The organism is Streptomyces sp. NPDC001617, assembly GCF_053596855.1.
In genome coordinates this window covers 1-26,987 of sequence record NZ_JBSFHA010000005.1, presented here as the reverse complement: position 1 = coordinate 26,987, position 26,987 = coordinate 1, and the positions used below count along the sequence as shown (strand labels likewise).

Here is a 26,987-nt window from a genome sequence, read left to right as displayed (position 1 = left end):
AATATGACTATGTCCAACATCAGGGACATGCGTGGATTCCCTGCCTCCTCGATCGCGACGACGATCGGCGTCACCTGCGCGGCCGCCCTCGTCCTCCCGCTCATCCCGTCCGCCGTCGCGGCGACGACGAGCCCGGCGCAGAGCGGAGCGAGATCCGCGCCGACGCTCGTCCACCCCGACATCCTCGACGCCCCTGACACCCTCGACGCCCCCGGCTCCCCGGACGCGTCCGGCATCCCGGGCAGCACCCAGTCCCTGCCCCTCGCCCCCCTCACCCGCGCCCGAGCGCTCGGCCCGGTCGCCCCCGAACAGGGCCTGACCCGGGGCGGCGTACACCACTTCTCCCTGGTCGGCGTGGTCTGGGACGACCCGAACCTCGAATTCCACGGCCGTGTCCAGGTCCGCACGCGCGGGGCCCGTACCGGCACCTGGTCCGGCTGGCAGGACCTGCAGACGCACAACGACGACGGCGCCGACCCGGGCGCTGCCGAGCGCGTCTCGGGCCACGTCCGCGGCGCCACGGCACCGCTGTGGGTGGGCGACTCGGACGGCGTCGACGTACGGGTCCGCGCCGAAGAGGAACGCCGGACCGACGAAACCGCCCGAGGCACCCGCACCACGGCGGTCGCCGGTCCCCTCCCCTCCGGCCTCCGCCTCGAACTCGTGGACCCCGGCCAGGAGCCTGCCCCCCGCGCCGCCCTCCCACGTGCCCTGCACGGCATCCCGGCCGGCCCCCGCGTCCGGGCCGTGACCGCCGAGTCCGCCGCATCCCTGGCCGCCTCCGCGGACAACGCGGACCTCGCCCCCCTCGGCGCCGCGGCGATCCCGGCCCTGACCCGATCCGCGACCGTGCGCGAGGTACGCACCCTGCGCCTGGGCGAGTTGACGGCGGCTCAGCGGGCGAATCCCTACATCGGCCCCCGCCCCCGCATCATCACGCGCCGCGGCTGGGGAGCGAACGAGTCGCTGCGCGAGAAGGGGTTCGTCTACACGAAGAAGGTCAAGGCGGCCTTCGTCCACCACACCGCGTCCGGCAACGGATACAGCTGCTCGCAGGCCCCGTCCGTCATTCGCGGTATCTACCGGTACCACGTCAGGAGCATGGGCTGGCGCGACATCGGCTACAACTTCCTCGTCGACAAGTGCGGAAACATCTACGAGGGCCGTGCCGGGGGAGTGGCGAAGCCGGTCCTGGGCGCCCACACCCTCGGTTTCAACACCAACAGCATGGGGATCGCGGTCCTCGGCAGTTTCGGCTCGAGCAAACCGCCCGCGGCCGTGCTGAAGGCCATCGCCCGCCTCACGGCCTGGAAACTCGGTCTCTACGGGGCGAATCCGCGCGGCAAGACATATCTCAAGTCGGGCGGTGGCAATCTCTACCGAAAGGGAAAGAACGTCCGTCTGAATGTGATCTCCGGCCATCGTGACGGATTCGCCACGGAGTGCCCGGGCCGGCAGCTCTACGGCAAGCTCGGCACGGCCCGCTCGACCGCGGCCCGCTACCAGGGCCGTTGATCCGATCGGGAATTCGATCCGGGGCTCGCATTCACCCGCCGTCGGGGGACAGGGGTGGAACCGTCCAACGCCACCGTGCCGTCGAAGGCGTCGCACGGCGATCTGCATACACTGGCCGGCCGAAAGAGAGTTTCGGCCGGTCCCGGCAGGAAGCAGAGACGACAGGTGACAGAAGCGATCCTCCTGGTCGGCGGCAAGGGCACGAGGCTGCGTCCGCTCACGGTGCACACGCCGAAGCCCATGGTCCGGGCGGCCGGTGTCCCCTTCCTCACGCACCAACTGGCGAGAGCGAGAGCCGCGGGCGTCGAGCACATCGTCCTGGCCACCTCCTATCTGGCCGAGGTCTTCGAGCCGTACTTCGGCGACGGCTCCTCGCTGGGCCTGCACATCGAGTACGTCACGGAGGAGGAACCCCTCGGCACGGGCGGCGCCATCCGCAACGTCGCGTCCCGCCTCCACTCCGCCCCCGACGACCCGGTCCTGGTCTTCAACGGCGACATCCTGACCGGACTGGACATCCGCAGACTGGTCGACACCCACGAGTCCTCCGGCGCGGACGTCTCCCTCCACCTGACGAAGGTCACGGACCCGCGCGCCTACGGCCTGGTCCCCACGGACGAGACGGGCAGGGTCCTCGCCTTCCTGGAGAAGCCACAGACCCCCGAGGAGATCGTCACCGACCAGATCAACGCGGGGGCGTACGTCTTCCGGCGCTCCGTCATCGACACGATCCCGGCGGGCCGCACCGTGTCCGTCGAGCGCGAGACGTTCCCTGATCTGCTGTCGGCCGGCGCCCACCTCCAGGGCATGGTCGACTCCACGTACTGGCTGGACCTGGGCACCCCGGCCGCCTTCGTACGAGGCTCGGCGGACCTGGTCCTGGGCCGCGCCCCGTCCCCCGCGGTCCCCGGCCGCTGCGGCGACCGCCTCATCCTCCCCACGGCCAGGGTGGCCCCCGACGCGAAACTGACGGGCGGCACGGTGGTCGGCGAGGGCGCGTTCGTGGCCGAGGGCGCCCGGGTCTTCGGCTCGACGATCCTCCCGGGCGCCGTCATCGAACCCGGCGCCGTCATCACCGACTCGCTCATCGGCACCCGCGCCCGCGTCGGCGAACGCTCCGTCCTCACCGGCACGGTCATCGGCGACGGCGCGGTCATCGGCCCCGACAACGAGCTGAGGGACGGCATGCGGGTGTGGTGCGACGCGCGGATTCCGGCGGGGGCGGTGCGGTTCTCCTCGGACCAGTAGCTTCTCGACGCCGGCCGGGCATGTCCCGCCCGACCGGCGTTCGAGGACGAGGCCCCTTCAGGGCCGATCAGGGGTGGGGGGCGGAGCCCCCAGGGCGGCACGGGCGACGCCGGTTCGCTTACAGCCGCCCGATGTCACCCCGTGGCATCTTCGGTGCCCGCCGCGCCGGCGTCCGCCCGCTCAGCAGAATCAACCGAGCCGCCCGATGCCGCTGCCCCGCATACGGCTCCAACAGCTCCAGCATCACGGAGTCGTCCGCATCCCGGTCCCCGGCAAGCGCCCACCCCACGATCCCCGGCAGATGCAGATCCCCCACGGTCACCGCATCGGCGGCGCCGTGACTCCGCTGCACCACCTCCGCAGACGTCCAGGGCCCGATTCCCGGCACGACCTCCAACCGAGCCTGAGCTGCGGCAGGTTCCATGGCCACGGCCTCCTCCAGCCGCCCCGCCACCCGCACAGCCCGCAGAATCGTCGACGCCCGCTTGTTGTCGACGCCCGCCCGATGCCACTCCCACGAGGGAATCAACGCCCAGGTCCGAGGGCCCGGCATCACCCACAGCCGCCCGCCCGCCGCAGGCCCGGGCGCGGGCTCCCCGAACTTCCGCACCAGAATCCGCCAGGCCCGATAGGCCTCATCGGTCGTGACCTTCTGCTCCAGCACGGACGGAATCAACGACTCCAGCACCAGCCCGGTCCGCGTCAGCCTGAGCCCAGGCCGCCGATGCCAGGCACTGGCCACCACCCGATGCCGAGGCACGAACACCTCGGGCTCATCGGCACCCCCGAGCAACGCGGGCAGCTGCTCCAGCAGCCACTCGGCCCCGGGTCCCCAGGCCTCGCCCCGCACCGCACCACCACTGACGGAGACCCGCAGGGTCCCGGGCCCACCAGGAGTCAGACTCGCCCGCCACACAGACCCGTCGGGCATGGCCCGAAAGGTCGGATCCCCCGGCCCACGCCTGAGCGGCCCCAGCACCAGCCCGAGATCCAACGGCCCATCGGGTACGACGACCCGCACGCGCCCGGGAGCCTGAGTCTGCCGCGGTATCCCCGAGGGCAGGACGACTTCCCCACCGCGCACCGTCGTACGAGTGGACCGAGGGGCGAATCGTCCTGCCACGAATGAGTTCCTGGGGGTCGGGGATGTCCTGAGAGACTAGGCGATGCATATCGGTCGAGGTGCCTGCAACGCCTGGAGGGGCGCGGGGCTGCATCCCTGTGCGCGGCTCCGCCGTGTGGGCGCGAGAAGCCACCCACAGCCCTCAGCCGCCAGCAGGCCCGGCACTCCACGAACCGTGGGCCGGCGAAACCTCACCGCACCTCGATAAAGCTCCCCGCATCCCGCTCGGCCCTGGCCCTCGGCTCCTCCGCCGGATGCCCCACAGCCACCGCCCCCATCGGATCCCACCCCTCCGGCAACCCGAGCACCTCCCGCACAACATCCCGACAGAACATCGTCGACGACACCCACGCCGACCCCAGCCGCTCCCCGGCCAGCGCCACCAGGAAGTTCTGCACCCCCGCCCCCGCGGCCACCACGAACATCTCCCGCTCGGCCCCGTCCCGGCGAGCATCCCCATACGCGTGCGACCCGTCCATCACCAGACAGGGCACCACGAGATAGGGCGCGTTCCGCAGCACATCCCCCCGCCGCACCCGTTTCGCGATCGACTCCTCCGACTTCCCGTCCCGCCGCAGATCCGCGACCCACGCATCCCGCATCGCGTCCAGCAACCGACCCCGCGCCGCCTCCGACTCCAGCAGCACGAACCGCCACGGCGTGGTGTGATGCGGCGCGGGCGCGGTGACCGCCAACGCCACCGCCCGCCGCACGGCCTCCGGGTCGACGGGCTCGTCGGTGAACGCGCGTACGGTACGACGCTGGGCCACCGCCTCCCGTACCGCCTCGGACGTCCCCAGCCGGAACATGTCGTCGCGCGCACCCCGCACCATGGCCCGCGCCCCCTCCGTGTGGTCCTCGGCCACCACATGCGCCAGCCCCCGCACCACGGCGACGGGCAGCCCGGCGGCCTTGCCCTTGACGAGATCACCGGCGGCCGCCAGCTCGTCCGCCGTGGCGACGACGGTCGCGCTCAGCGGATTCCCGTACGCGTCCGTACCCCCGCGCAGATCGTCCAGCACCCGCACCCCGGCGGCGCCGATCGCGACATCCGTGAGCCCCGAGCGCCAGGGCCGCCCGAACGTGTCGGTCACCAGGACACCCACATCGACGCCGAGAGCGTCCCGCAGGCCGCCCCGGATCGCGCGCGCGGAGCCGTCCGGGTCCTCGGGCAGCAACAGCACAGTCCCCGCTGGGGTGTTGGACGCATCGACGCCCGCGGCGGCCATCACCAGCCCCTGCCGGTTCTCGACGATCCGCAGCGCGCCCCGCCGAGCCACGACCCGCACGGTCTCGGCATCGATCGCGGCCTCCCGGTCCGTCGCCGAGACGGCCCGCCCCTCGGCCTTGGACACGATCTTCGAGGTGACGATCACCACGTCCCCGTCGACCAGCCCCGGCTCCGCGGCAGCGATCAGCTTGGCGAGATCGTCGCCTCGCTGTACCTCGGGAAGCCCGGGCACGGCCCAGACCCGGTATCCGTCGGCAGATACCTCGCTCAAGACGTCCGCACCTCCTCCGCCAGCGTCAGCGCCTCCCGTGCCATCTGCGTGGTCGCCTCCAGGTCGGTCATCATCAGCGGCACCGCCCGGCACCGGATCCCGGCCGCCTCGACGCGCTCCACGACGCCCGAGTCCACGGTGTCGACGAGCCAGCCGTCGAGCAGCCCCGAGCCGTAGTGCTCGGCGACCGCCGCGGCCGTCGACTCCACGCCCACCGCGGCGAGCACCTTGTCGGCCATCCCGCGCACGGGCGCGTCCCCGACGATGGGGGAGAGGCCCACGACCGGCACCCCGGCCTCCGCGATCGCCTCACGAATCCCCGGCACGGCGAGAATCGTGCCGACCGAGACGACCGGATTCGAGGGCGGGAACAGCACGACGTCGGCCTCGGCGATCGCCTCCAGCACCCCCGGCGCCGGCTTCGACTGCTCCGCACCGACCGGCACGACCGCCTCGGCCGGCACCGAGGCCCGCAGCCGCACCCAGTACTCCTGGAAGTGGACCGCCTTGCGCTCGCCGTCGATCTCGACGGCCACGTGCGTCTCGACGCGGTCGTCGGTCATCGGGATCAGCCGTACGCCCGGCTTCCACCGGTCGCACAGCGCCTCCGTCACCGCGCTCAGCGGATACCCGGCACCGATCATCTGCGTCCGCACGATGTGCGTGGCGAAGTCCCGGTCCCCGAGCCCGAACCACTCCGGACCCACGCCGTATGCCGCGAGCTCCTCCTTGAGATGGAAGGTCTCGTCGGCGCGACCCCAGCCCTGCTCCTCGTTGATGCCGCCGCCGAGCGTGTACATCACCGTGTCGAGGTCCGGGCAGACCTTCAGTCCGAAGAGGTGGATGTCGTCCCCGGTGTTGCCGATGACGGTGACGTCCGCGTCCGGCGCCGCCTGCTTCAGACCGCGCAGGAACCTGGCACCACCGATGCCGCCTGCCAGAACCACGATTCGCATGCGCCAAGTCTTGCAGGCGGGTACGACAACGCGTCAGGCGGACACCGGACGCGGCTCGGTCCGGGCCTCGCAGTGCGGGGAGGTGTGCATGGGCATCTCGGTCAGGCCCGGGTAGTAGACGTGCAGGCTGACCGCCGGCTCCAGCGCGTCGTTGACGACCTCGTGGACGTACCCCGGCGCGAACACCCGCTGCGCCCCCTCGCCCAGCGCGCGCGTCCTCCGCTCGGTCCGCTCGGTCAGCGTCCCCTCCAGCACGGTCAGCACGCCCGACGACCGCCCGTGGTCGTGCAGCCCGCTGCCCTGCCCCGGCACCCAGGACAGCAGCCAGACCTCGTAGCCCGGACCCGTGCGCAGCCGGTGGTACCAGCGCGTCGTCGTGTCGTACTCGACCAGGTGCTCCCACTGGGAGCGGTCCGCGGCGATGGAGCGGGCCAGGCCCACGAACTCGGCCACGGTCACCGGGTGCTCGCGCGGCGGCTGCAGCAGGTGCTGGACCTCGAGGAGGTCGCCGGCGATCTGGAGGTCGTTGTCGCTGTTCATGAAGTGCGGTGGTTCCTCAGTGAAGGGACGTCAGAGGGAACGAAGCGGGGGAAAGACCGAGACCGAGCCGCCGGGCGACTCGGTCTTCAGCTGGAGCGGGGTACGGCTCAACAGCTGGAACAGCAACAGCTACAGCGAGCGCGGGCAGCACCGTGGGACCCGGCGGTGCGGGTCGAGGTGGGCGCCAAGTTCGCGAGCATGCCCACAAGGCAATCGGTTCACACCTCCACTGTCAACTCGACACCCGGTAAGTGGGACGCGTTTCACCTCATCCGGTTCATCTATGAGGTGAAAGGTTTGTTCACTGCCCGACCGGGACACATGGCGCACAACCGGGCGCACAGGCCTCCTGTGGAACGGGATCGAACATCCGGGCGTCCTTCCCCGTACAGGCTCGTGTGCGGGGTCGGAGGCCCTCCTGGGCCTCGTCTGCGTGTCAAGGTTTATGCCGATTTGAACACTTTCTGCATGGCCTTGGTTCCGCAGAGTGAATAAGGGGCCCAATAGCAGATCTCGGCTTGACTCGCCCGGAGCAGCACACTTGTAATTTCACTCGTGTCGTTCAGCCGGAATCGGTAACGGCTACATCACGGGGACGCGAAAGACAGACGAGGGGCGCACATGACCGAGCTGGTGCAGCAACTGCTGGTCGACGACGCGGACGAGGAACTCGGCTGGCAGGAGCGCGCGCTGTGCGCCCAGACCGACCCCGAGTCCTTCTTCCCCGAGAAGGGCGGCTCCACCCGCGAGGCCAAGAAGGTCTGCCTCGCCTGTGAGGTCCGCTCCGAGTGCCTCGAGTACGCCCTCGCCAACGACGAACGCTTCGGCATCTGGGGCGGCCTGTCCGAGAGAGAGCGCCGCCGACTGAAGAAGGCCGCCGTCTGAGCCGCCGTCCGATACGGCGCACGCGCGCGTACCCAAGCTCTTCCCGGCACTTCCTTACCGAACGGCCCGTCGCAGGTGGCTTATCCACAGGCGGCGGGCCACTGTTGTGCCCAGCCGATAGTGTGGTCGCTCGTCCGAGACGCCTCGCTGCCCCCACAGGGCGCAGACGTCCACCGCAGTCCATCGAACCGGGGCCCGTACCTCGATGTCCGTGCACAGCCACACGGCAGCTCAACACGACGCTGCCACTCCAGAGTTTCCGCGTCACGTGGTGACCGCGGTCGTCGTCTCGCACGACGGCGCCCGCTGGCTGCCCGACGCGCTCGCCGGGCTGCTCGGCCAGGAGCGCCCCGTCCAGTACGTCATGGCGGCCGACACCGGCAGCGGGGACGACTCCGCCCGGCTGGTCACCGACGCCCTCGGCGCCGACCGCGTGCTGCACCTCGCCCGCCGCACCGGCTTCGGCCAGGCCGTCGAGGAGGCGGCCCGGACCGCTCCGGTGCTGACCCCGGACGAGCTGCCGTATCTGAAGCGGCCCAGCGGCTGGGACCCCGTCACGCGCTCATGGCGCGACGACGCCTACGACATGCCGGAGCTCCCGCACGGCGAGCCGGTCCAGTGGCTGTGGCTGCTGCACGACGACTGCGCCCCGGATCCCGACGCCCTGGCCCAGCTGCTGCGGGTGGTGGAGAACGAGCTGGAGCTCGGCCGCGACGACGTGGCCGTCGTGGGCCCCAAGCTGCGCGGCTGGTACGACAAGCGGCAGCTCCTGGAGGTCGGCGTCTCCATCGCCCACTCCGGCCGCCGCTGGACCGGCCTGGACCGCCGTGAACAGGACCAGGGCCAGCACGACCACGTCCGCTCCGTGCTGTCGGTGTCCACCGCCGGCATGCTGATCCGGCGCGACGTCTTCGAGCAGCTCGGCGGCTTCGACAAGCGGCTTCCGCTGATGCGTGACGACGTCGACCTGTGCTGGCGCGCCACCGCCGCCGGCCACCGCGTCCTGATCGCCCCCGAGGCGGTCGTACGGCACGCCGAAGCCTCCTCCCGCGAGCGCCGCACCGTCGACTGCGTGGGCCGCAGCGCCGCCTCCCCGCACATGGTCGACAAGGCCGGCGCCGTCTACACCCTGCTCGTCAACAGCCGTACGGCCGCGCTGCCCTGGGTGCTGGTGCGCCTCGTACTCGGCACGCTCCTGCGTACCGTCGCCTATCTCGTCGGCAAGGTCCCCGGACAGGCCGTCGACGAGATCCGCGGCCTGCTGGGCACGCTGCTGCGGCCCGAGCGGATCATCGCCGGACGGCGCAGGCGCGGGGCCCCGCAGATCGACAAGGGCGAGCTGCGGGCGCTGTTCCCGCCGCCCGGCGCGACCGTGCGGGCCACCGTCGAGCAGGTCGCCGGCAACCTCTTCAGCGACGCCGACGCCGAGGCCGCCGCCGGTGCGGGACGGCACGGCGGCGCGGTCGAGTCCGGGCCCGGCGGCGACGACGCCGACTTCCTGGAGATCGAGCAGTTCGCCCGCCTCAAGCGCATCGCCCGCAAGCCCGGCCCGATGCTCTTCCTGGTGCTGCTGTTCGTCTCCCTGGTCGCCTGCCGCGCACTGCTCGGCGGCGGCGCGCTCGCGGGCGGCGCCCTGCTGCCCGCCCCGGGCGACGCGAGCGAGCTGTGGTCGCGCTACCTCGACTCCTGGCACGCGGTCGGCGCCGGCGGCACCCCGTCCGCGCCCCCGTACCTGGCGATCGTGGCCGCGCTGGCCTCCGTGTTCCTCGGCTCGACCGGCCTCGCGGTCACGGTCCTGCTGGTCTGCTCGGTGCCGCTGGCCGGCTTCACCGCGTACTTCGCCTCCCGCCCGCTCGTCGAGTCGCGCCTGCTGCGCGCGTGGGCGGCCGTCGTCTACGCCTTCCTGCCCGCCGCCACCGGCGCGCTCGCCGGGGGCCGCATCGGCACCGCCGTCCTGGCCGTGCTGCTGCCGCTCATCGCGCGCGCGGGCATCGCCGCCAGTGGCCTCACGAACACCTCGGGCGCGCGCGGCAGTTGGCGGGCCACCTGGGCGTACGCCCTGCTCCTGACCATCACCACCGCGTTCACACCGATCGTGTGGCCGATCGCGCTGATCCTCGGCATCGCGGTGCTGGTGCTCCGCCGCACCGACATCACCGCCTACGGCCTGCGTTTCCTGGCCCAGCTGGGCTCGCCCCTGCTGGTCCTCGCGCCCTGGTCGCTGACGCTGCTCCCGTTCGGCTTCTTCAAGGAGGCCGGCCTGGACTACGGCCCCTCGGCCGCCTCCGCCGTCGACCTGCTCGGCATCAGCCCGGGCGGCCCGGGCACGGTCGACGGGCTGATGCTGATCGGCATCGTGCTGGCCGCGCTGGCCGCCCTGCTGCGCTCGGAGCGTCAGTTCGGAATCTGGACGGCCTGGGCGGTCGCCCTGGTGGGCCTCGTCTTCGCCGTCCTGTCCAACGGCTCGACCTGGGCCGGCCCCGCCACTCTCGTCTACGGCGTCGCCCTGCTGTCCGCCGCCGCCCTCGGCGCCGACGGCGCACGCGCGCGGGTGGCCGAGCAGAGCTTCGGCTGGCGCCAGCCGGTGGCCGCGCTGATCGCCTTCGCCTCCCTCGCGGGGCCGCTGCTGGTCGCCGCCGGCTGGATGATCCGCGGCGCCGACGGACCGCTGGAGCGGCGCGACCCCACCCAGGTGCCCGCGTTCGTCGCCGAGGAGAGCGGCACCAGCGACCAGGCCCGCACCCTCGTCCTCGACAGCGACTCCACCGCCCACGTCGGCTACACCCTGGTCCGCGGCTCCGGCGCCCGCCTCGGCGACGCCGAGACCGCCGCGGCCGACGGGGAGAACGCCAAGCTCGACAAGGTCGTCGCCAACCTCGTCGCCGGTTCCGGCGCCGACCAGTCCGACCAGCTCGGCGAGTTCGCGGTGCGCTACGTCCTCGTCCACAAGGGCGCACCTCGCGAGGTCACCCGAGTCCTGGACGCCACGCCCGGCCTGAGCCGCCTCAGCCAGCAGAACGGCAGCGCCCTGTGGCGGGTCGACCAGGAGGTCGCCCGCGCGACGATCGTCACCGCCTCCGGAACCGGCACACCGCAGCCCGTGGCGGCCGGTCCGGTCGAGATCCACACGACCGTCCCGTCCGGCGCCGACGGTCGCGTCCTGCGCCTCGCGGACACCGCCGCCGAGGGCTGGACGGCCAGCCTGGACGGCAAGCCGCTCACCCGCACCACGGTCGACGGCTGGGCCCAGGGCTTCGAACTCCCCGCCTCCGGCGGCAAGCTGGACGTCACCTACGACGACCCGATCACCCACACCGCCTGGCTGTGGGCCCAGGGCTCCCTCGCCGTCATCCTCGTGGTCATGGCCCTGCCCGGCCGCCGCCGCGATGTCGACGACGACCTCCCCGAGGAGCCGTCGATCCCCGCCCAGGCCGTCGCCGGCGAGGGCCGCCGCGCCCGCCGCCTGCGCGCCCAGGCCGAGGCCGAGGAGGCCGACCAGAGCGAGGACTTCCCGTCTCCTCCTCCGGAGGAGACACCGGTCCCGGTCCCGCAGCAGCAGCCCGCATACGACGAGTGGGACCCGGCGACATACCAGGGCGCCGGCTACGACCCGTACGCCAACGAGCAGTACCAGGGCGCCCAGCAGTACCCGGCGGGCGCGTACGACCAGTCGTACCAGGCGGACCCGTACCAGGGCGGCCAGTACGACCCGTACGCCTACGGCGGTACGCCCCAGGAGGCGTACGACCACACCGCGTACGACCCGACGTACCAGCAGGCTCCCCAGGGTTACGACCCCGCGTACGACCCGGCGCAGCAGCATCCGCACAACCCTGAGCGCCCCGACGGGAGTCAGCAGTGAACCGCACCACCATCTCCCTGATCGCCGGCACGGCCGCGCTCGCCGCCATCACCGGGTTCGCCTCGCTCACCGCGCCGGGCGCCTCCGGCGCGGACACCGCCAAGGCGGCCGCCGAACTGCCCGTGGAGCGCACGACACTGCTCTGCCCGGCCCCGAGCACCTCCGACATCGCGGAGACGTCGTACACGTCCTTCACGCCCGTCACGAAGGGCACGGGAAGCGACGGCCAGGCCGAACTCCAGGCCGCCACCGAGCAGTCGGACGACGGGACGGGCGGCGGCAGGACCACGAAGGACAAGAAGAGCAAGGGCAAGGGCAAGAAGACGGCCGACAAGCCGGTCCTCACGCCCAAGGAGCCCGGTACGCCCGTCACCGGCGACACGTCGGGCTCCGACGCGCCCGCGCTGGTCGGCACCGCGGAGGGCAAGTTCGCGCCGGGCTGGTCGGTGCAGGAGACCACCGAGGTCGCCGCGGGCACGGGGCGTGGTCTGCAGGGTGTCAACTGCACGGCGCCGGACACGGAGTTCTGGTTCCCGGGCGCCAGCACCGGCGCCGACCGCACCGACTACGTCCACCTGACCAACCCCGACGACTCGGCCGCCGTCGTCGACATCGAGCTCTACGGCAAGGACGGCACCCTCAAGTCCACGGTGGGGGAGGGCATCACGGTCCCGCCGCACTCCAGCGACCCGGTCCTGCTGTCCACGCTCACCGACGAGAAGCAGACCGACCTCACGGTGCACGTGAACGTGCGCAGCGGGCGCGTGGGCGCCGCCGTGCAGGCCCTGGACGACAAGTCGGGCGGCGACTGGCTGCCGGCCTCCACGGACCCGGCGGGCAGCCTCGTCCTGCCCGGCATCCCCAAGGACGCCTCCTCGGTCCGCCTGATCGCCTTCACGCCGGGCGACGCGGACGCCGACCTGAAGGTGCGCCTCGCCTCCCCGACCGGCCCGATCACACCGGCCGGCAATGAGACGCTGCACGTCAAGGCGGGCATGACGACGGCGGTCGACCTGGGCGACGTCACGCGCGGCGAGGCGGGCTCCCTGATCCTGACGCCCACGGACCAGTCGGTACCGGTCGTGGCCGCGCTGAAGGTCGTCCGCAGCAAGGGCGGCAAGCAGGAGACGGCCTTCATCCCGGCGAGCGCACCGGTCGGCACGCGCGCGACGTCGGCCGACAACAGCGGCAAGAGCTCCACCCTGTCGATCACCGCGCCGACCCGCACCGCCCAGGTGAAGGTCACCGCGTCGGCGGGCAGCGACAACGGCACGACGGTCTCCAGGACCTACACGATCAAGGCAGGCACCACCCAGGACGTCGACGCCCCGGTCCCGACGGGCCTGAAGGGCACGTACGCGCTGACGGTCGAGGCCGTGTCCGGCGGCCCGGTCTACGCCTCCCGCACCCTGGCGGCCACGGAGGAGGGCGTCCCCGGCTTCACGATCCAGACGCTGCCGGACGACCGGGGGCTGGTGTCGGTGCCGCAGGCGGACCAGGACCTGTCGGTGCTGCAGAAGTGAGGGCGGTCGGCGGGGGCTCAGTCCTCGCCGTACCGCGGATCGACCGTCTCCGGGGTCAGCCCCAGCAACTCGGCCACCTGCTCCACGACGACCTCGTGCACCAGGGCGGCCCGCTCGTCGCGCCCTTTCGTGCGAATCTCCACGGGGCGCCGGTAGACGACCACGCGCGCGGGGCGACCCTCACGCGCCGGGATCGTCCCGCCGAGCGGCACCGCCTCGTCGTTCCAGACATGCCCCGGCCCGTCCAGCCGCGGTACCTCGAGGACCAGGAAATCGATGTCGGCGAGCTGCGGCCACCGCCGCTCGAGGCGCTCCACGGAGTCCTGCACCAGGTCCGCGAACACATCGGCACGGCTCGCCGCGAGCGGCACCTGGGGCGGCGCGATGGGGCCGCGCATGCCCCTGCCGTGGCGGTCACGACGGCGGGGCCCGGGGCGGCCGGCGGCACGGGGCGGTACGGGGTTGTCCATCACTGGTGAAGCGTAATCCCCGCCGCGACCCACCGCCCGGCCCCACGCGGCATCCCGGACGCTGTCCGGCCACCCTGGACGGCATGTCGCAGGATGACCATTCCAGCCAAGGTTGGGCTCGTTTCCGTATCTCCACGAGACCGTCGATGTCGAGGCAAATGGCGGTGTTTGTACCGAGAGTTGATCGGATGCGGGGTCGCGCGGCGCCCTGTGAACGGTCGTCCGCGCAGGTCAGAAGGGTGTGCCTGAAGGGGTGTGTGGGACGATTCACACCACGACACGGTGGAGTGACCTGGTGGAGAGTCGTCGCGGCCCGCTCAAGAGTGCGGTACCGTCCAACGTCGTGAGCCCTGTACGTCGCTGTTCGCGCACCGCTTGCGGCCGCCCCGCCGTCGCGACGCTGACGTACGTCTACGCCGACTCGACCGCGGTCCTCGGCCCGCTCGCCACCTACGCCGAACCCCACTGCTACGACCTGTGCGCCGAGCACTCCGAGCGCCTCACCGCGCCGCGCGGCTGGGAGGTCGTGCGGCTCCTCGACGGCAACGCCCCGGCCCGTCCCAGCGGCGACGACCTGGAGGCGCTTGCCAACGCGGTGCGCGAGGCGGCCCGTCCGCAGGAGCGCGCGGCCGGTGGCGGGGCGCGCGCGGCGGACCCGATGGAGGTCGCGCGGCGCGGCCATCTCCGGGTGCTGCGCTCCCCGGACAACTGACCGGACAACTGGGCCGCGTGTCCCGGTAGTTCCGTCCCTTTTCCGTTTCATCCGGTGGTGCAGGCCCATTGACGTGCCATTGTCGCGGACACGACCATTCCAGGTGACCGGCGGGAAATCACTTTCCGCATGCCGGAATCGGGGAGGCGCCCGTGTACGTCCAGCAACTGGAACCCGTCGCCGACTCGCTCGGCCTGTCCGCCCTCGTCGCCGCCCTGCCGCTGGTGATCGTCCTGATCCTGCTGGGCGGCGTCCGCCTCAAAGCCCACCTCGCGGGCCTGACGGGCCTTCTGGCGGCCGTACTGGTCGCCTGGCTCGCCTACCGCATGCCGCTCGGCCAAACCGTCTCCAGCGCCGCCCAGGGTGCCGTCTTCGGTCTCTTCCCCATCCTGTGGATCGTCGTCAACGCCCTGTGGGTGTACCGGATGACCGTCCGCACCCGGCACTTCGACATCCTGCGCCGCTCCTTCGGACGCCTCTCCGACGACCCGCGCATCCAGGCACTGGTCGTCGCCTTCTGCTTCGGAGCCCTCCTGGAGGCCCTCGCCGGCTTCGGGGCTCCGGTCGCGATCTGCTCGGTCATGCTCGTCGTCCTCGGCTTCGACCCGGTGCGCGCGGCCGTCGTCTCCCTGGTGGCCAACACCGCGCCGGTCGCCTTCGGCGCGATGGCCACACCGGTCGTCACGCTGGCCCAGGTGACCGGACTGCCGCTGGACACCGTGGCCTCCACGGTGGGCCGCCAGACGCCGCTGCTGGCGCTCGTGGTCCCCCTGGTCCTGGTCGGCCTGGTGGACGGCCGGCGTGGGCTGCGCGAGACCTGGGTGCCCGCCCTGGTGTGCGGATTCGCCTTCGCCGTGGCCCAGTTCGCCGTCTCCAACTACGTCTCCGCGCAACTCGCGGACATCGCCGCCTCCTTGGCGGGCGCGGGCGCCCTGGTCGCCGTACCGCACGCACGCGTACCCGCCACCGAGTCGGTACGAGCCTCCGTGCTCACCGGCACGCGCAGCGAGGAACTCGACGTGACCGACCCGCGCCGCGAAGTGGTGCGCGCCTACGCCCCGTACGCCCTCATCGTCGTGATCTTCTCGGTCGCGCAGATCCCGGCGGTCAAGGACTGGCTGGCCAAGGCGACACAGACGTACGACTGGCCCTTCCTGGACGTCGTCGCCCCGGACGGCAAGCCGGTCGGCGGGAACGTCTTCACCTGGCCGATCGTGTCGACGGGCGGCACCCTCGTGCTGCTCGCCGGGCTGTGCACGGCGGTCGTGCTCGGTGTGCACGCGCGCGTGGCGGTCAAGGAGTGGCTCGCCACCGTGCACGAGCTGCGTTTCGCGATCCTTACCGTCACATCCGTCCTGGCCCTCGCGTACGTCATGAACCTCTCCGGACAGGCGGCGACGATCGGCCACTTCGTGGCCGCCGCGGGCGGCGGACTGGCCTTCCTGTCACCGGTCCTCGGCTGGTTCGGCGTGGCCGTCTCCGGCTCCGACACCTCGGCCAACGCCCTCTTCGGCGCCCTCCAGGTCACCGCTGCCCATGAGTCGGGCCTGTCGCCCGAACTCCTGGCCGCCGCCAACAGTTCGGGCGGTGTCCTCGGCAAGATGATCTCGCCGCAGAATCTCACCATCGCGTGCGCGGCCGTCGGTCTGGCGGGCCGAGAGGGCGATCTGCTGCGCAAGGTGGTGCCGTGGAGCGTGGGTCTGCTGCTGGTGATGTGCCTGATCGTGGTCGGCCAGAGCTCCCCGGTCCTGGACTGGATGCTCCCCTGATCCCCGTTCCCCCGGTTCCACTGATCCTCACCGCCTTCTCACCCCGCTCCGACCTGAGGTGACGGCTGGGGGCCCACCCGGCATCCGCGCAGCGCACGGTCATCCGCTACGGGTAGTTTGGGGCGACCGATAGGACTTCAGGAGGGTTGGCCGTGGCTGCTGATCTGTCGCAGATCGTGAAGGCGTACGACGTACGCGGAGTGGTCCCGGAGCAGTGGGACGAGCCCCTGGCCGAGCTCTTCGGCGCGGCCTTCGTCCGGGTGACCGAGGCGGACGCGATCGTCGTGGGCCACGACATGCGACCGTCGTCCCCCGGCCTGACCCGGGCCTTCGCGCGCGGGGCGACCGCGCAGGGAGCCGACGTGACCGAGATCGGCCTGTGCTCGACGGACCAGCTGTACTACGCGTCGGGCGCCCTCGGCCTCCCGGGCGCAATGTTCACGGCCTCCCACAACCCGGCCCAGTACAACGGCATCAAGATGTGCCGGGCGGGTGCGGCGCCGGTGGGCCAGGACACAGGCCTGTCGCAGATCCGCGAACTGGCGCAGGAATGGCTGGAGTCGGGCGCCCCGGAACCGACCGCGACACCGGGAACGATCACACAACGCGACACGTTGTCGGACTACGCGGCCCACCTCCGCTCCCTCGTGGACCTGACCTCCATCCGCCCCCTGAAGGTCGTCGTCGACGCGGGCAACGGCATGGGCGGCCACACGGTCCCCACGGTCTTCGCCGGCCTGCCCCTGACCCTCGTCCCGATGTACTTCGAACTCGACGGCACCTTCCCGAACCACGAGGCCAACCCGCTGGACCCGGCGAACCTGGTGGACCTGCAGAAGCGGGTCCGCGAGGAATCCGCCGACCTGGGCATCGCCTTCGACGGCGACGCGGACCGCTGCTTCGTGGTCGACGAGCACGGCGACCCGGTGTCCCCGTCCGCGATCACCGCCTTGGTGGCGCGCCGCGAACTGGCCCGTAACGGCGGCAAGGGCGTGATCATCCACAACCTGATCACCTCCTGGTCGGTCCCGGAGGTCGTGAAGGAGAACGGCGGCACCCCGGTGCGCACCCGAGTCGGCCACTCCTTCATCAAGGCGGAAATGGCGGCCACGGGCGCGATCTTCGGTGGCGAACACTCGGCCCACTACTACTTCAAGGACTTCTGGAACGCCGACACGGGCATGCTGGCAGCCCTGCACGTCCTCGCGGCCCTGGGCGGTCAGGAGGGCCCCCTCTCCGCCCTCACCGCCGAGTACGACCGTTATGTCGGCTCCGGCGAGATCAACTCCACGGTCGCCGACCAGGCGGACCGGGTCGCGGCGATCAGGGCGACGTACGGCCCCCGCGAGGACACCACCCTGGACGAACTCGACGGCCTCACCGTCACCTCCACCGACTGGTGGTTCAACGTCCGCCCGTCCAACACAGAGCCCCTGCTGCGCCTGAACACCGAGGCCAGGGACGAGGCGACGATGACGAAGGTACGGGACGAGGTGCTGGCGATCATCCGGGGCTGAGGGGGCTGGGGGGCGGCGGTGCCTTCTCGATGCCGGTCCCTGCATTTCAGCCCGTCCGGTGTTTGAGGACGAGGCCGTTCAGGCCGAAGCGGGGGTCTGGGGGCGACAGCCCCCGGCACCGGGGTCGAAGGGGTGGCAGCCCCTGGGGAGGGGACGGGTAGGGGCGGAGGGGGCGAAACCCTCCGACGGTCACTCCCACCCGGCCCAACCCCCCGCACCCCGCCCCCCACGGCGGTACGCTGACCAGGCACATCCGCACACGCACACGCACGCGTACCCGCCCCGAAGGGACACCCCATGCCGCTCGAAGCCGGCCTCCTGGAGATCCTCGCCTGCCCGGCCTGCCACGCCCCCCTCAAGGAGCAGGACACCGAGCTGATCTGCACCGGCCAGGACTGCGGCCTGGCGTACCCGGTCCGTGACGGCATCCCCGTCCTCCTCGTCGACGAGGCCCGCCGCCCCGCGTAACGACAAGGCGCAGACCCTCGTAGCGCAGGCCGCGCCGCTCCTCGTCACGAAGACCGCACAGCTCCTCGTGGCGAAGCCCGCGCCGCCCTCCGCCACGGAGGCCCCACCGCCCCACCGGCCCCCGCCAGGGCCGCCCCGCCCCACTCCGCCGCACGCACCCCCAAGCCCGCCGCCCATCAAGGACCGGCGATCGGAGGCTGCCGCCCCATGCTCGACGAATCGCTGCTCGACACCCCCGAGGCCCTCTCGGAGGCCGACCACCGAGGCCTGCTGCGCGGCGCCGCCGAGGCAGGCGCCCGCGTCCGCACCGCCGCCCGGCACGCAGCCGAGGCCGGCGTCAACGACCTCAAGCCCGACGGCCGCCCCCGGGCCGTCCTCATCGCGGGCCCCGGCGCCGCCGCCATCTGCGCCGCCGACCTCCTCGGCACCCTCGCCGGCCCCGGCAGCCCCGTCATCCGCCTCGCCCCCACCGGAGTCGCCCCCGCCGCCGGCGCCCTGCGCTGGGAGCTCCCGGGCTGGGCCGGCTCGGTCGACCTGCTCCTGATCACCACCCCCGACGGCACCGAACCGGGCCTGTCCCTGCTCGCCGACGCGGCCTACCGCCGAGGGTGCACGGTCGTCGCGGTCGCCCCCGCCCGCACGCCTCTCACGGAGGCCGTCCAAGGCGCCCACGGCCTCTTCGTACCGATGGCGACGGCCCCATACGAGCAGGACGAGGAGCAGCTCGCCGCGTCCGCCCCCGGGGTCCTGTGGGCGCTGCTCACGCCCCTCCTCGCGCTCCTGGACCGCACCGGCCTGCTCTCCGCCCCGCCGGACGCCATCGAGAAGGTCGCCGACCGCCTGGACCACATCGCCGAGCGCTGCGGCCCTGTCATCGCGACCTACAGCAACCCCGCCAAGACGCTCGCCGCCGAACTCGCCGACGCGCTGCCCGTCGTCTGGACCGAGGGCACTTCGGCGGGCCCCGCGGGCCGCCGTTTCGCCGCTGCCCTCGCCGAACTGGCCGGCCGCCCCGCCGTCGTCGCCGAGCTCCCCGAGGCGCTCGCCGCGCACAGCGCCCTGCTCGCCGGCCCGCTCGCCGCCAGCGCCGACCCGGACGACTTCTTCCGCGACCGCGTGGAGGAGGCGCCCGCACTGCACGCGCGCGTGGTGCTCCTGCGCGACCGCCCGATCGGCGGCCTCACCGCCGCGCCGGCCGCCCGTGACCTGGCCCTCAGCCATGACACGCCGATCAGCGAACTCGAGCCGGAAGAGGGCGGCGAACTGGAGACCCTCGCCGAACTGATCGCCATCACGGATTTCGCCGCCGTTTACCTGGCGCTTGCCTCGGGGGCCTGATCTTGACGCCGACGCCCTGAGCGCCGTCACACGCACGTACCGAGAACCGGCAGAGAGAACCCCATGGACCGCCTCGACAACACCATCCGCCCCTACGCCTGGGGATCCACCACCGCCATCCCCGAACTCCTCGGTGTGGCACCGAGCGGCGAACCCCAGGCGGAGATGTGGATGGGCGCCCACCCGGGCGCACCCTCGCGCACCGGACGCGGCACGCTCGTCGAGGTCATCGACGCCGACCCGGAGCGGGAGCTCGGCCCGGCGGCCGTGGCGAAGTTCGGCCCCCGCTTGCCCTTCCTCCTCAAGATCCTCGCTGCCGGCGCCCCGCTCTCTCTCCAGGTGCACCCCAACCTCGCCCAGGCGAAGGAGGGTTACGACGACGAGGAGCGCCGCGGCATCCCCGTGGACGCCCCGCACCGCAACTACAAGGACGCCAACCACAAGCCCGAACTGATCTGCGCGCTCACCGAGTTCGACGGCCTGTGCGGTTTCCGCGACCCCCTCCAGGCGGCCGACCTGCTGGACGGCCTGGGCGTCGACTCCCTCAAGCCGTACGTCGACCTGCTGCACGCCCACCCCGAGGACGCCGCCCTGCGCGAGGTCCTCACGGCGATCCTCAGCGCCGACCCCGAGGAGATGCGCCACACGGTCACCGAGGCCGCCTCCGCCTGCACCCGCCTGGGCGGCGCGTACGAGCCCTACGCGGACATCGCGCACCACTACCCGGGCGACCCGGGCGTCATCGCCGCCATGCTGCTCAACCACGTCCGCCTGCAGCCCGGCGAGGCCCTGTTCCTCGGTGCCGGCATCCCGCACGCGTACCTGAACGGCCTCGGTGTCGAGATCATGGCCAACTCCGACAACGTCCTGCGCTGCGGCCTGACCCCCAAGCACGTCGACGTCCCCGAACTCCTGCGCATCGTCCGCTTCGAGGCGAGCGACCCGGGCGTGCTGCGCCCCGAGGCCTCTCCTGACGGCGAGGAGGTCTACGACACCCCGATCGACGAGTTCCAGCTGTCGCGGTACGTCCTCCCGGAGGGCACGCAGGTCCACGACCTCACCCTGCCGACCCCGCAGATCCTGCTCTGCACGGCCGGTTCGGTCCGTGTCGGCGAGCACGAACTGGCGCCCGGCCAGTCGGTGTTCGTCCCCGCGGGCGAGAAAGCGGACGTGTCCGGCGCGGGCACGGTCTTCCGGGCCACGGTGATCGCGTGACCGTGATCACACGGCACCGGATTCCTGCGATCGTATGACCGGGGTTGTGGATACCTGACGCGCCGTTGCCAGACGGGGCTGCAAGAATGGCCCACCGGCAAAGGACGGGCAAAGCGGCGGGCGAGGGCCGGCCGTCGCAGACGTACGAAGGCGAAGGGACAACGCGGACACATGAGCGCGTCAGGCGGCACCAGGGCGATCGTGGCGGCACTCGGCGCCAACCTCGCGATCGCGGCATCGAAGTTCGTGGCGTTCGCGTTCAGCGGCTCTTCGTCGATGCTCGCCGAGGGTGTGCACTCGCTCGCGGACTCCGGCAACCAGGCCCTGCTCCTGATCGGCGGCAAGAAGGCCCAGCGCGAGGCGACCCCGCAACACCCCTTCGGCTACGGCCGGGAGCGCTACATCTACGCCTTCCTGGTCTCCATCGTCCTGTTCTCGGTCGGCGGCATGTTCGCCATCTACGAGGGCTACGAGAAAATCCGCCACCCGCACGAACTGGAGCACTGGTACTGGCCGGTGGGTGTCCTGATCTTCGCGATCATCGCCGAGGGCTTCTCCTTCAAGACGGCCATCAAGGAGTCGAACGAGCTGCGCGGCAAGCTCTCCTGGTCGCAGTTCATCCGCCGGGCCAAGGCGCCCGAGCTGCCCGTCGTCCTGCTGGAGGACTTCGGCGCCCTGATCGGTCTGGTCCTCGCCCTCGGCGGCGTCGGCCTGGCACTGCTCACCGGCGACGGCGTCTGGGACGGCATCGGCACGGTCTGCATCGGCATCCTGCTCGTCCTGATCGCCCTCGTCCTGGCCGCCGAGACCAAGTCGCTCCTCCTGGGCGAGGCCGCGGGGGTCGAGGAGGTCAAGAAGATCGAGGCCGCCGTCGTCGACGGCGACACCGTCACCGGCATCATCCACATGCGCACGCTCCACCTCGGCCCCGAGGAGCTGCTGATCGCCGCCAAGATCGCCGTCCAGCACGACGACACGGCCGCCGAGGTCGCCTCCGCCATCAACGCCGCCGAGGCCCGCATCCGCGCCGCCGTCCCCATCGCGCGCGTGATCTACCTCGAACCGGACATCTACAGCGAGGTGGAGGCCGCCAAGGGTCCGGACCGCGAGGCGACGCCGGGCGGCCCGGCACCGCATCCCGCCGGGCACTGAGCGGCACGGCCCTCAGCCCTGGGCCGACTCCATGGACCAGGGCGCCGACGGCGCCGTGTCCTGTTTGTCGCTGTCCCCGCCCCTGACGGCGCCCCCTCCCAACGCCGTGATCGGCGCGATCTGTTCGGAGCCGGACTGGGGCGGTCGGGTCGGCCGGTGTAGCTTGGGGTGGAGCCAGACGTCGCTGCTGATGGCGGTCGGGCGGTCCCACTGCGGACCGACCGAGGGAGAGAGGGCCTCCGACGGACTGCGCTGCGCGTACGCGGGCATGCCTGTGTCCTCTTTTCGGGCACCCCTGTGTCCGCCGCCGCGCAGACCAGCCGTACCCACCTCGCCCCAACCCCGAGGAGCAGCTCGCAATGACGACTGTCGAAAACCGACAGGACTTCAAGGTCGCCGACCTCTCCCTGGCCGACTTCGGCCGCAAGGAGATCACCCTCGCCGAGCACGAGATGCCCGGCCTGATGGCGATCCGCAAGGAGTACGCCGAGACCCAGCCGCTGGCCGGCGCCCGAGTCACCGGCTCCCTGCACATGACCGTGCAGACCGCCGTCCTCATCGAGACCCTGGTCGCCCTGGGCGCCGAGGTCCGCTGGGCGTCCTGCAACATCTTCTCCACCCAGGACCACGCGGCCGCCGCCATCGCCGTCGGCCCGAACGGCACCGTGGACAACCCCCAGGGCGTCCCGGTCTTCGCCTGGAAGGGCGAGACCCTGGAGGAGTACTGGTGGTGCACGGAGCAGGCGCTGACCTGGCCGAACACCCCCACCGGCGGCCCGAACATGATCCTCGACGACGGCGGTGACGCCACCCTCCTCGTCCACAAGGGCGTCGAGTACGAGAAGGACGGCAAGGTCCCCTCCGTCGACACCGCCGAGTCCGACGAGCACCGCGTCGTCCTCGAACTCCTGCACCGCACCATCACGGACGGCTCGCAGAAGTGGACCCAGCTGGCCTCCGAGATCCGCGGCGTGACCGAGGAGACCACGACCGGCGTCCACCGCCTGTACGAGATGCAGCGCGACGGCGTCCTCCTGTTCCCGGCGATCAACGTCAACGACGCCGTCACCAAGTCGAAGTTCGACAACAAGTACGGCTGCCGCCACTCCCTGATCGACGGCATCAACCGCGCCACCGACGTCCTCATCGGCGGCAAGACCGCGGTCGTCTGCGGCTACGGCGACGTGGGCAAGGGCTGCGCGGAGTCCCTGCGCGGTCAGGGCGCCCGCGTCATCGTCACCGAGATCGACCCGATCTGCGCCCTGCAGGCGGCGATGGACGGCTACCAGGTCACGACCCTCGACGAGGTCATCGACAAGGCCGACATCTTCGTCACCACGACCGGCAACAAGGACATCATCATGGCCTCGGACATGGCCAAGATGAAGCACCAGGCGATCGTCGGCAACATCGGCCACTTCGACAACGAGATCGACATGGCCGGCCTCGCCAAGATCCCCGGCATCGTCAAGGACGAGGTCAAGCCGCAGGTCCACACCTGGACCTTCCCCGACGGCAAGGTCCTCATCGTCCTGTCCGAAGGCCGCCTGCTGAACCTGGGCAACGCCACCGGTCACCCGTCGTTCGTGATGTCCAACTCCTTCGCGGACCAGACCCTGGCCCAGATCGAGTTGTTCACCAAGCCCGACGAGTACCCGACCGGCGTCTACACGCTGCCCAAGCACCTCGACGAGAAGGTCGCCCGCCTCCACCTGGACGCGCTCGGCGTGAAGCTGACCACGCTGCGCCCGGAGCAGGCGGCGTACATCGGTGTCGAGGTCGAGGGCCCGTACAAGTCGGACCACTACCGCTACTGACGCCACCGAGCGGCTCGACGCAGCCGGTGGGCAGCGCGTCGGTGCGCTGACGCGCTCACCGCCGGCAGTACCTCCGAGGCAGGCCCCCGCACCCCCGTGCCGGGGGCCTGCCCCTTCGGCCTCGCGGTCCCTTGGCCGTACCAGCCGTCAAGATCCAGGACACCCATGCCCCGCGGCCGTTATTCGCTCCATGATCCGCACGATCACACTCCCCTCGCACAAGAGCACTTCCACTGCGCCCCCGGCCCCTCCGGCTGGCGCTATGTCTCGCAGCTGACCGCCCCCTCGGGCGAGCCCTGCGGCTCCGTCGACCTCACCCTCGACGACCTCGGCCGCCCCATCCGCCTCGAACTCCACGCCGCCGACTGGCAGGTCCGCGGCGCCGCCCTCGACGGCGTCACCTGGGTCCGTACCGACCCCACCGGAACTCAGGCCACCGAAGGCAACGTGCGCGCCCACGCCTTCACCGGCACATCCCCCGCGTTCCTCGTCGCCACCACCCGTCTCCTGCGCCTCACCCCTTCCGCCTCGGCAACCCGCGTACGCCTCGTCAGCTTCACGGACCCCGTCCTCGCCCCGCGCACCGTGGACCAGTCCTGGACCTTGCTGAACAGAGAAACACACGCCACTGACAACGGCCCCCTGACCGTGGACGAATACCAGGTCACAGCCCTGGACACGGGCGAACAGCACGCCGTGCACATCGCCGGAGACGTGGTCCTCGCAGCGCCCGGCATCGAGCTGGAAGACCTCGAGTCGCCGCCGTCGGCCTTCACCTGACCGAGGCGGCGGGGGAACGACGGGCTAGGCCGGCGGTACGAACCCGGTCGTCTCGGAGGCGGGCCGCTCGGCGGGCGGCGCATCCGCCGGCGCCGTGGGCCGGATCTCGTTCGGAGGACGGGTCTCGTACGGAGAGGGCGCCGGTGCCTCGGGCCGGCCTTCGACAGGGGCCGGCTGCCTGGCAGTCCCCGCGCCAGGAACGAAAGGCGGCTGGACCGTCGCCGGGGAAGGAGCCGCCATCGGACCGTTCGGGAAGGCGCGCCGTACCTCCCTGGCCTGCCGCTCCTGCACCACCGCCGCCAGATAGGCCGCCGGCGGCACACCCTGTGGCACCGGCGCGCCCGTACGAGCGGCGACGTCGGACGCGAGCCGTTGCGCCATCGCCCAGCCGACCTGCGGGTCGAGCTGCTGCATCCGCGTCAGGTACTGCCGCACGGCCAGCCACAACCCGTCGGGAACGGCGGACAGATCGAGCTCCGAGAACCGTCCCGCCAGCCAGGGCGGCGGCGGAGGCATGAAGCCGGTCCGTGCGACAGGTATCCGTTCCCGTACGACGAGAGTCCCGGCGAAAACGTCCCCGAGCCGACGCCCACGAGCCGACACGAGCGACGCGATGCAGGCGATGACGCCGAACGTCAGCAGGATCTCGAAGACACCGATCCCACCCCGGACCAGCGCATGGCGGAACCGGATCGGCCCGCCGTCGTCCCGCACCACCCGCAGCCCACACGCCACCTTCCCGAGCGACCTCCCATGGCTGAGCGTCTCGACCGCGACCGGCGCCCCCACCAACACCAGGACGAAGGCCGCGATCGACACCGCGAGCCGCGCCGCGTCGTCCAACGAGGCCGTGGCGGCGACCAGCGCAATGGTCACGACGGTGTAGACGGCGACAGCCGCCACAAGATCGAGCAACACCGCAAGCGCCCTGCTGGGCAGCCTCGCAGGGCGCAACTCCAGCGCCACCGCCTCGCCCGTCACCAGCTCACTCACGCCCGCCGCCCTTCCCCTGGCCTGCCCTCTTGTCGGCCAGTCTGCCAAGCTGAGGGCGCATCGCGCCGCAGTACGACAAGCTGACATCCACGACAGGTCGCCGACGAACAGCCGAGGAGCAGGCAGACCGATGGACCTCGACGTCTTCGTCACCACCCACCGGGCCGAGTGGGACCGCCTCGACGCACTGCTCGGACGCCGTCGTCTCACTGGTGCCGAGGCCGACGAACTCGTCGCGCTCTACCAGCGCACAGCCACCCATCTCTCCCTCATCCAGTCCAGTGCGCCCGACCCCCAGCTGACCGGACGGCTCAGCCAACTCGTGGCACGCGCGCGTAGCGCGGTGACGGGCACCCGGCGCGCCTCCTGGAGGGACGTCATACGCTTCCTCGCGTACGGCTTCCCGTCCGCGGTCTACAGATCGCGTCGCTGGTGGGTGCCCACGGCACTCCTGTCCGTTCTCGTCGGCGCCCTCCTGGGCTGGTGGATCGGCACCCACCCGGACGTGCAGGCGAGCATCGCCGCCCCCAACGAACTACGGGAGCTCACTCGCCCCGGGGGCCAGTACGAGACGTACTACTCGAGCCACCCCGCGGCCTCCTTCGCCGCCCAGGTCTGGACGAACAACGCCTGGGCCGCCGCCCAGTGCCTCATCCTGGGCGTCTTCCTCGGCCTGCCGGTCCTCTGGATCCTCTTCCAGAACATGCTCAACCTCGGGGTGGGCTTCGGCCTGATGTCCTCGGCCGGCCGACTCGACACCTTCCTCGGCCTCGTCCTCCCGCACGGCTTGCTCGAGCTGACCGCGGTCTTCGTCGCCGCCGGCACCGGGCTCCGTCTCGGCTGGACCGTCATCGATCCGGGCCCGCGGTCTCGCCGCACGGCTCTCGCCGAGGAGGGCCGCGCCGCCATCGGCATGGCGATCGGCCTTGCCCTGGTCCTCTTCGTCTCCGGTGCCATCGAAGGCTTCGTCACCCCCTCAGGCCTGCCCACCTGGGCCCGCATCGGCATCGGCATCGCCGCTGAGCTCGCCTTCCTCGCCTACGTCTTCGTCCTCGGCGGCCGGGCGGCCCGCGCCGGCGAGACGGGCGACGTCGAGGCGGCTGAGCGCAGTGCCACGGTGCCCACGGCCGCCTGATGTGCAGGCACGCCTGCTGAGCTGTTAGTCTCTTCTTCGCCCCGCAGGAGCCGTTGACGCGGACCTACAGGGGAGGTAGATTTGAACAGTTGCCTGGAACCGGGTTCAGCCCGTTCGGCAGCAGTGATCATCTGTCTGCTTCTCGGAACATCGATACATCGATTTCGAAGAAGCCACTCCCGATGAATCGGAAATGAGTGGCCGGTCAGTCCGGCTCGAACCTTCTGATAAAGTCGGAGCCGCCGGAAAGGGAAACGCGAAAGCGGGAACCTGGAAAGCGCCGAGGAAATCGGATCGGAAAAGGATCTGATAGAGTCGGAAACGCAAGACCGAAGGGAAGCGCCCGGAGGAAAGCCCGAGAGGGTGAGTACGAAGGAAGCGTCCGTTCCTTGAGAACTCAACAGCGTGCCAAAAATCAACGCCAGATTAGTTGATACCCCGTCTCCGGCCGTTCGGTCGGGGCGTGG

The 26,987-nt window shown here is 71.5% G+C and carries 22 protein-coding genes; 15 read left to right on the top strand and 7 right to left on the bottom strand.

Going from position 1 to position 26,987, the window contains the following annotated elements; all coding sequences use genetic code 11:
• The first annotated feature begins 27 nt into the window (after positions 1 to 27).
• Both ACWC09_RS05535 and ACWC09_RS05530 read left to right on the top strand, forming a co-directional pair.
• Positions 28 to 1,515: a peptidoglycan recognition protein family protein gene (locus ACWC09_RS05535; protein WP_450848774.1), complete on the top strand. Its 1,488-nt coding sequence runs from the start codon at positions 28 to 30 to the stop codon at positions 1,513 to 1,515.
• Between the two features lie 165 nt (positions 1,516 to 1,680).
• Complete coding sequence (locus tag ACWC09_RS05530; protein WP_450848772.1) at positions 1,681 to 2,763, top strand: sugar phosphate nucleotidyltransferase; 1,083 nt, start codon at positions 1,681 to 1,683, stop codon at positions 2,761 to 2,763.
• Positions 2,764 to 2,881: 118 nt separating this feature from the next.
• Here ACWC09_RS05530 and ACWC09_RS05525 read toward each other — a convergent pair whose 3' ends face one another.
• The 4 genes from ACWC09_RS05525 to ACWC09_RS05510 all read right to left on the bottom strand — a co-directional run bounded on the left by ACWC09_RS05525 (position 2,882) and on the right by ACWC09_RS05510 (position 6,884).
• A complete protein-coding gene (locus ACWC09_RS05525; protein WP_450848770.1) occupies positions 2,882 to 3,886 on the bottom strand; it encodes a DNA-3-methyladenine glycosylase family protein in 1,005 nt (334 codons plus the stop codon).
• Between the two features lie 191 nt (positions 3,887 to 4,077).
• On the bottom strand, positions 4,078 to 5,388 hold the full coding sequence (locus tag ACWC09_RS05520; RefSeq protein WP_450848768.1) for a coenzyme F420-0:L-glutamate ligase: 1,311 nt from the start codon (positions 5,386 to 5,388) through the stop codon (positions 4,078 to 4,080).
• A complete protein-coding gene (cofD, locus tag ACWC09_RS05515; RefSeq protein ID WP_450848766.1) occupies positions 5,385 to 6,344 on the bottom strand; it encodes a 2-phospho-L-lactate transferase in 960 nt (319 codons plus the stop codon). The genes ACWC09_RS05520 and cofD overlap by 4 nt, the downstream gene beginning before the upstream one ends.
• Positions 6,345 to 6,377: 33 nt before the next feature.
• On the bottom strand, positions 6,378 to 6,884 hold the full coding sequence (locus ACWC09_RS05510) for a cysteine dioxygenase (protein WP_450848764.1): 507 nt from the start codon (positions 6,882 to 6,884) through the stop codon (positions 6,378 to 6,380).
• Between the two features lie 621 nt (positions 6,885 to 7,505).
• On the opposite strand from ACWC09_RS05510, the gene ACWC09_RS05505 reads away from it, so the two are divergent.
• The 3 genes from ACWC09_RS05505 (at position 7,506) to ACWC09_RS05495 (ending at position 13,154) form a co-directional block, all read left to right on the top strand.
• Positions 7,506 to 7,769: a WhiB family transcriptional regulator gene (locus ACWC09_RS05505; protein ID WP_003975777.1), complete on the top strand. Its 264-nt coding sequence runs from the start codon at positions 7,506 to 7,508 to the stop codon at positions 7,767 to 7,769.
• Between the two features lie 205 nt (positions 7,770 to 7,974).
• A complete protein-coding gene (locus ACWC09_RS05500) occupies positions 7,975 to 11,631 on the top strand; it encodes a glycosyltransferase (RefSeq protein WP_450848762.1) in 3,657 nt (1,218 codons plus the stop codon).
• Entirely contained in the window at positions 11,628 to 13,154 is a 1,527-nt protein-coding gene (locus tag ACWC09_RS05495; RefSeq protein WP_450848760.1) for a DUF5719 family protein, read from the top strand. Before ACWC09_RS05500 ends, ACWC09_RS05495 begins: the two co-directional genes overlap by 4 nt.
• Before the next feature lie 17 nt (positions 13,155 to 13,171).
• Here ACWC09_RS05495 and ACWC09_RS05490 read toward each other — a convergent pair whose 3' ends face one another.
• The gene (locus tag ACWC09_RS05490) at positions 13,172 to 13,624 is read right to left on the bottom strand and encodes a metallopeptidase family protein (RefSeq protein ID WP_450849118.1); all 453 of its coding nucleotides are present in this window, start codon (positions 13,622 to 13,624) and stop codon (positions 13,172 to 13,174) included.
• A 295-nt stretch (positions 13,625 to 13,919) separates the two neighbouring features.
• On the opposite strand from ACWC09_RS05490, the gene ACWC09_RS05485 reads away from it, so the two are divergent.
• The 7 genes from ACWC09_RS05485 (at position 13,920) to ACWC09_RS05455 (ending at position 21,795) form a co-directional block, all read left to right on the top strand.
• On the top strand, positions 13,920 to 14,336 hold the full coding sequence (locus tag ACWC09_RS05485) for a DUF3499 domain-containing protein (protein ID WP_450848759.1): 417 nt from the start codon (positions 13,920 to 13,922) through the stop codon (positions 14,334 to 14,336).
• Positions 14,337 to 14,488: 152 nt separating this feature from the next.
• The gene (locus ACWC09_RS05480; RefSeq protein ID WP_450848757.1) at positions 14,489 to 16,105 is read left to right on the top strand and encodes an L-lactate permease; all 1,617 of its coding nucleotides are present in this window, start codon (positions 14,489 to 14,491) and stop codon (positions 16,103 to 16,105) included.
• Positions 16,106 to 16,257: 152 nt separating this feature from the next.
• Positions 16,258 to 17,622 (top strand): phosphomannomutase/phosphoglucomutase, encoded by a 1,365-nt coding sequence (locus tag ACWC09_RS05475; protein ID WP_450848755.1) that lies wholly within the window; start codon positions 16,258 to 16,260, stop codon positions 17,620 to 17,622.
• Positions 17,623 to 17,919: 297 nt separating this feature from the next.
• On the top strand, positions 17,920 to 18,090 hold the full coding sequence (locus ACWC09_RS05470; RefSeq protein ID WP_007382472.1) for a Trm112 family protein: 171 nt from the start codon (positions 17,920 to 17,922) through the stop codon (positions 18,088 to 18,090).
• Between the two features lie 207 nt (positions 18,091 to 18,297).
• Positions 18,298 to 19,428 (top strand): SIS domain-containing protein, encoded by a 1,131-nt coding sequence (locus ACWC09_RS05465; RefSeq protein WP_450848753.1) that lies wholly within the window; start codon positions 18,298 to 18,300, stop codon positions 19,426 to 19,428.
• 63 nt (positions 19,429 to 19,491) lie between these two features.
• On the top strand, positions 19,492 to 20,643 hold the full coding sequence (gene manA / locus ACWC09_RS05460) for a mannose-6-phosphate isomerase, class I (protein ID WP_450848752.1): 1,152 nt from the start codon (positions 19,492 to 19,494) through the stop codon (positions 20,641 to 20,643).
• 171 nt (positions 20,644 to 20,814) lie between these two features.
• The gene (locus ACWC09_RS05455) at positions 20,815 to 21,795 is read left to right on the top strand and encodes a cation diffusion facilitator family transporter (protein ID WP_450848750.1); all 981 of its coding nucleotides are present in this window, start codon (positions 20,815 to 20,817) and stop codon (positions 21,793 to 21,795) included.
• Between the two features lie 12 nt (positions 21,796 to 21,807).
• Here ACWC09_RS05455 and ACWC09_RS05450 read toward each other — a convergent pair whose 3' ends face one another.
• Positions 21,808 to 22,065, bottom strand: coding sequence for a hypothetical protein (locus ACWC09_RS05450; protein WP_450848748.1), 258 nt, complete (start codon positions 22,063 to 22,065; stop codon positions 21,808 to 21,810).
• Positions 22,066 to 22,154: 89 nt separating this feature from the next.
• On the opposite strand from ACWC09_RS05450, the gene ahcY reads away from it, so the two are divergent.
• Both ahcY and ACWC09_RS05440 read left to right on the top strand, forming a co-directional pair.
• Positions 22,155 to 23,612, top strand: coding sequence for an adenosylhomocysteinase (gene ahcY, locus ACWC09_RS05445; RefSeq protein WP_450848746.1), 1,458 nt, complete (start codon positions 22,155 to 22,157; stop codon positions 23,610 to 23,612).
• Positions 23,613 to 23,777: 165 nt separating this feature from the next.
• A complete protein-coding gene (locus ACWC09_RS05440) occupies positions 23,778 to 24,392 on the top strand; it encodes a hypothetical protein (RefSeq protein WP_450848744.1) in 615 nt (204 codons plus the stop codon).
• A gap of 24 nt (positions 24,393 to 24,416) precedes the next feature.
• Here ACWC09_RS05440 and ACWC09_RS05435 read toward each other — a convergent pair whose 3' ends face one another.
• Entirely contained in the window at positions 24,417 to 25,385 is a 969-nt protein-coding gene (locus tag ACWC09_RS05435) for an RDD family protein (RefSeq protein WP_450848742.1), read from the bottom strand.
• Positions 25,386 to 25,515: 130 nt separating this feature from the next.
• Between ACWC09_RS05435 and ACWC09_RS05430 the strand changes: the two genes are divergently transcribed.
• The gene (locus ACWC09_RS05430) at positions 25,516 to 26,520 is read left to right on the top strand and encodes a stage II sporulation protein M (protein ID WP_450848740.1); all 1,005 of its coding nucleotides are present in this window, start codon (positions 25,516 to 25,518) and stop codon (positions 26,518 to 26,520) included.
• Positions 26,521 to 26,987: the final 467 nt, after the last annotated feature.

Coding starts and splice junctions, on each gene's coding strand:
- ACWC09_RS05505 (WP_003975777.1), top strand. CDS start 7,506: ATGACCGAGCTGGTGCAGCAACTGCTGGTCGACGACGCGGACGAGGAA.
- ACWC09_RS05470 (WP_007382472.1), top strand. CDS start 17,920: ATGCCGCTCGAAGCCGGCCTCCTGGAGATCCTCGCCTGCCCGGCCTGC.
- ACWC09_RS05440 (WP_450848744.1), top strand. CDS start 23,778: ATGCCCCGCGGCCGTTATTCGCTCCATGATCCGCACGATCACACTCCC.
- cofD (WP_450848766.1), bottom strand. CDS start 6,344: ATGCGAATCGTGGTTCTGGCAGGCGGCATCGGTGGTGCCAGGTTCCTG.
- ACWC09_RS05450 (WP_450848748.1), bottom strand. CDS start 22,065: ATGCCCGCGTACGCGCAGCGCAGTCCGTCGGAGGCCCTCTCTCCCTCG.
- ACWC09_RS05430 (WP_450848740.1), top strand. CDS start 25,516: ATGGACCTCGACGTCTTCGTCACCACCCACCGGGCCGAGTGGGACCGC.
- manA (WP_450848752.1), top strand. CDS start 19,492: ATGGACCGCCTCGACAACACCATCCGCCCCTACGCCTGGGGATCCACC.
- ACWC09_RS05500 (WP_450848762.1), top strand. CDS start 7,975: ATGTCCGTGCACAGCCACACGGCAGCTCAACACGACGCTGCCACTCCA.
- ACWC09_RS05465 (WP_450848753.1), top strand. CDS start 18,298: ATGCTCGACGAATCGCTGCTCGACACCCCCGAGGCCCTCTCGGAGGCC.
- ACWC09_RS05535 (WP_450848774.1), top strand. CDS start 28: ATGCGTGGATTCCCTGCCTCCTCGATCGCGACGACGATCGGCGTCACC.
- ACWC09_RS05510 (WP_450848764.1), bottom strand. CDS start 6,884: ATGAACAGCGACAACGACCTCCAGATCGCCGGCGACCTCCTCGAGGTC.
- ahcY (WP_450848746.1), top strand. CDS start 22,155: ATGACGACTGTCGAAAACCGACAGGACTTCAAGGTCGCCGACCTCTCC.
- ACWC09_RS05490 (WP_450849118.1), bottom strand. CDS start 13,624: ATGGACAACCCCGTACCGCCCCGTGCCGCCGGCCGCCCCGGGCCCCGC.
- ACWC09_RS05455 (WP_450848750.1), top strand. CDS start 20,815: ATGAGCGCGTCAGGCGGCACCAGGGCGATCGTGGCGGCACTCGGCGCC.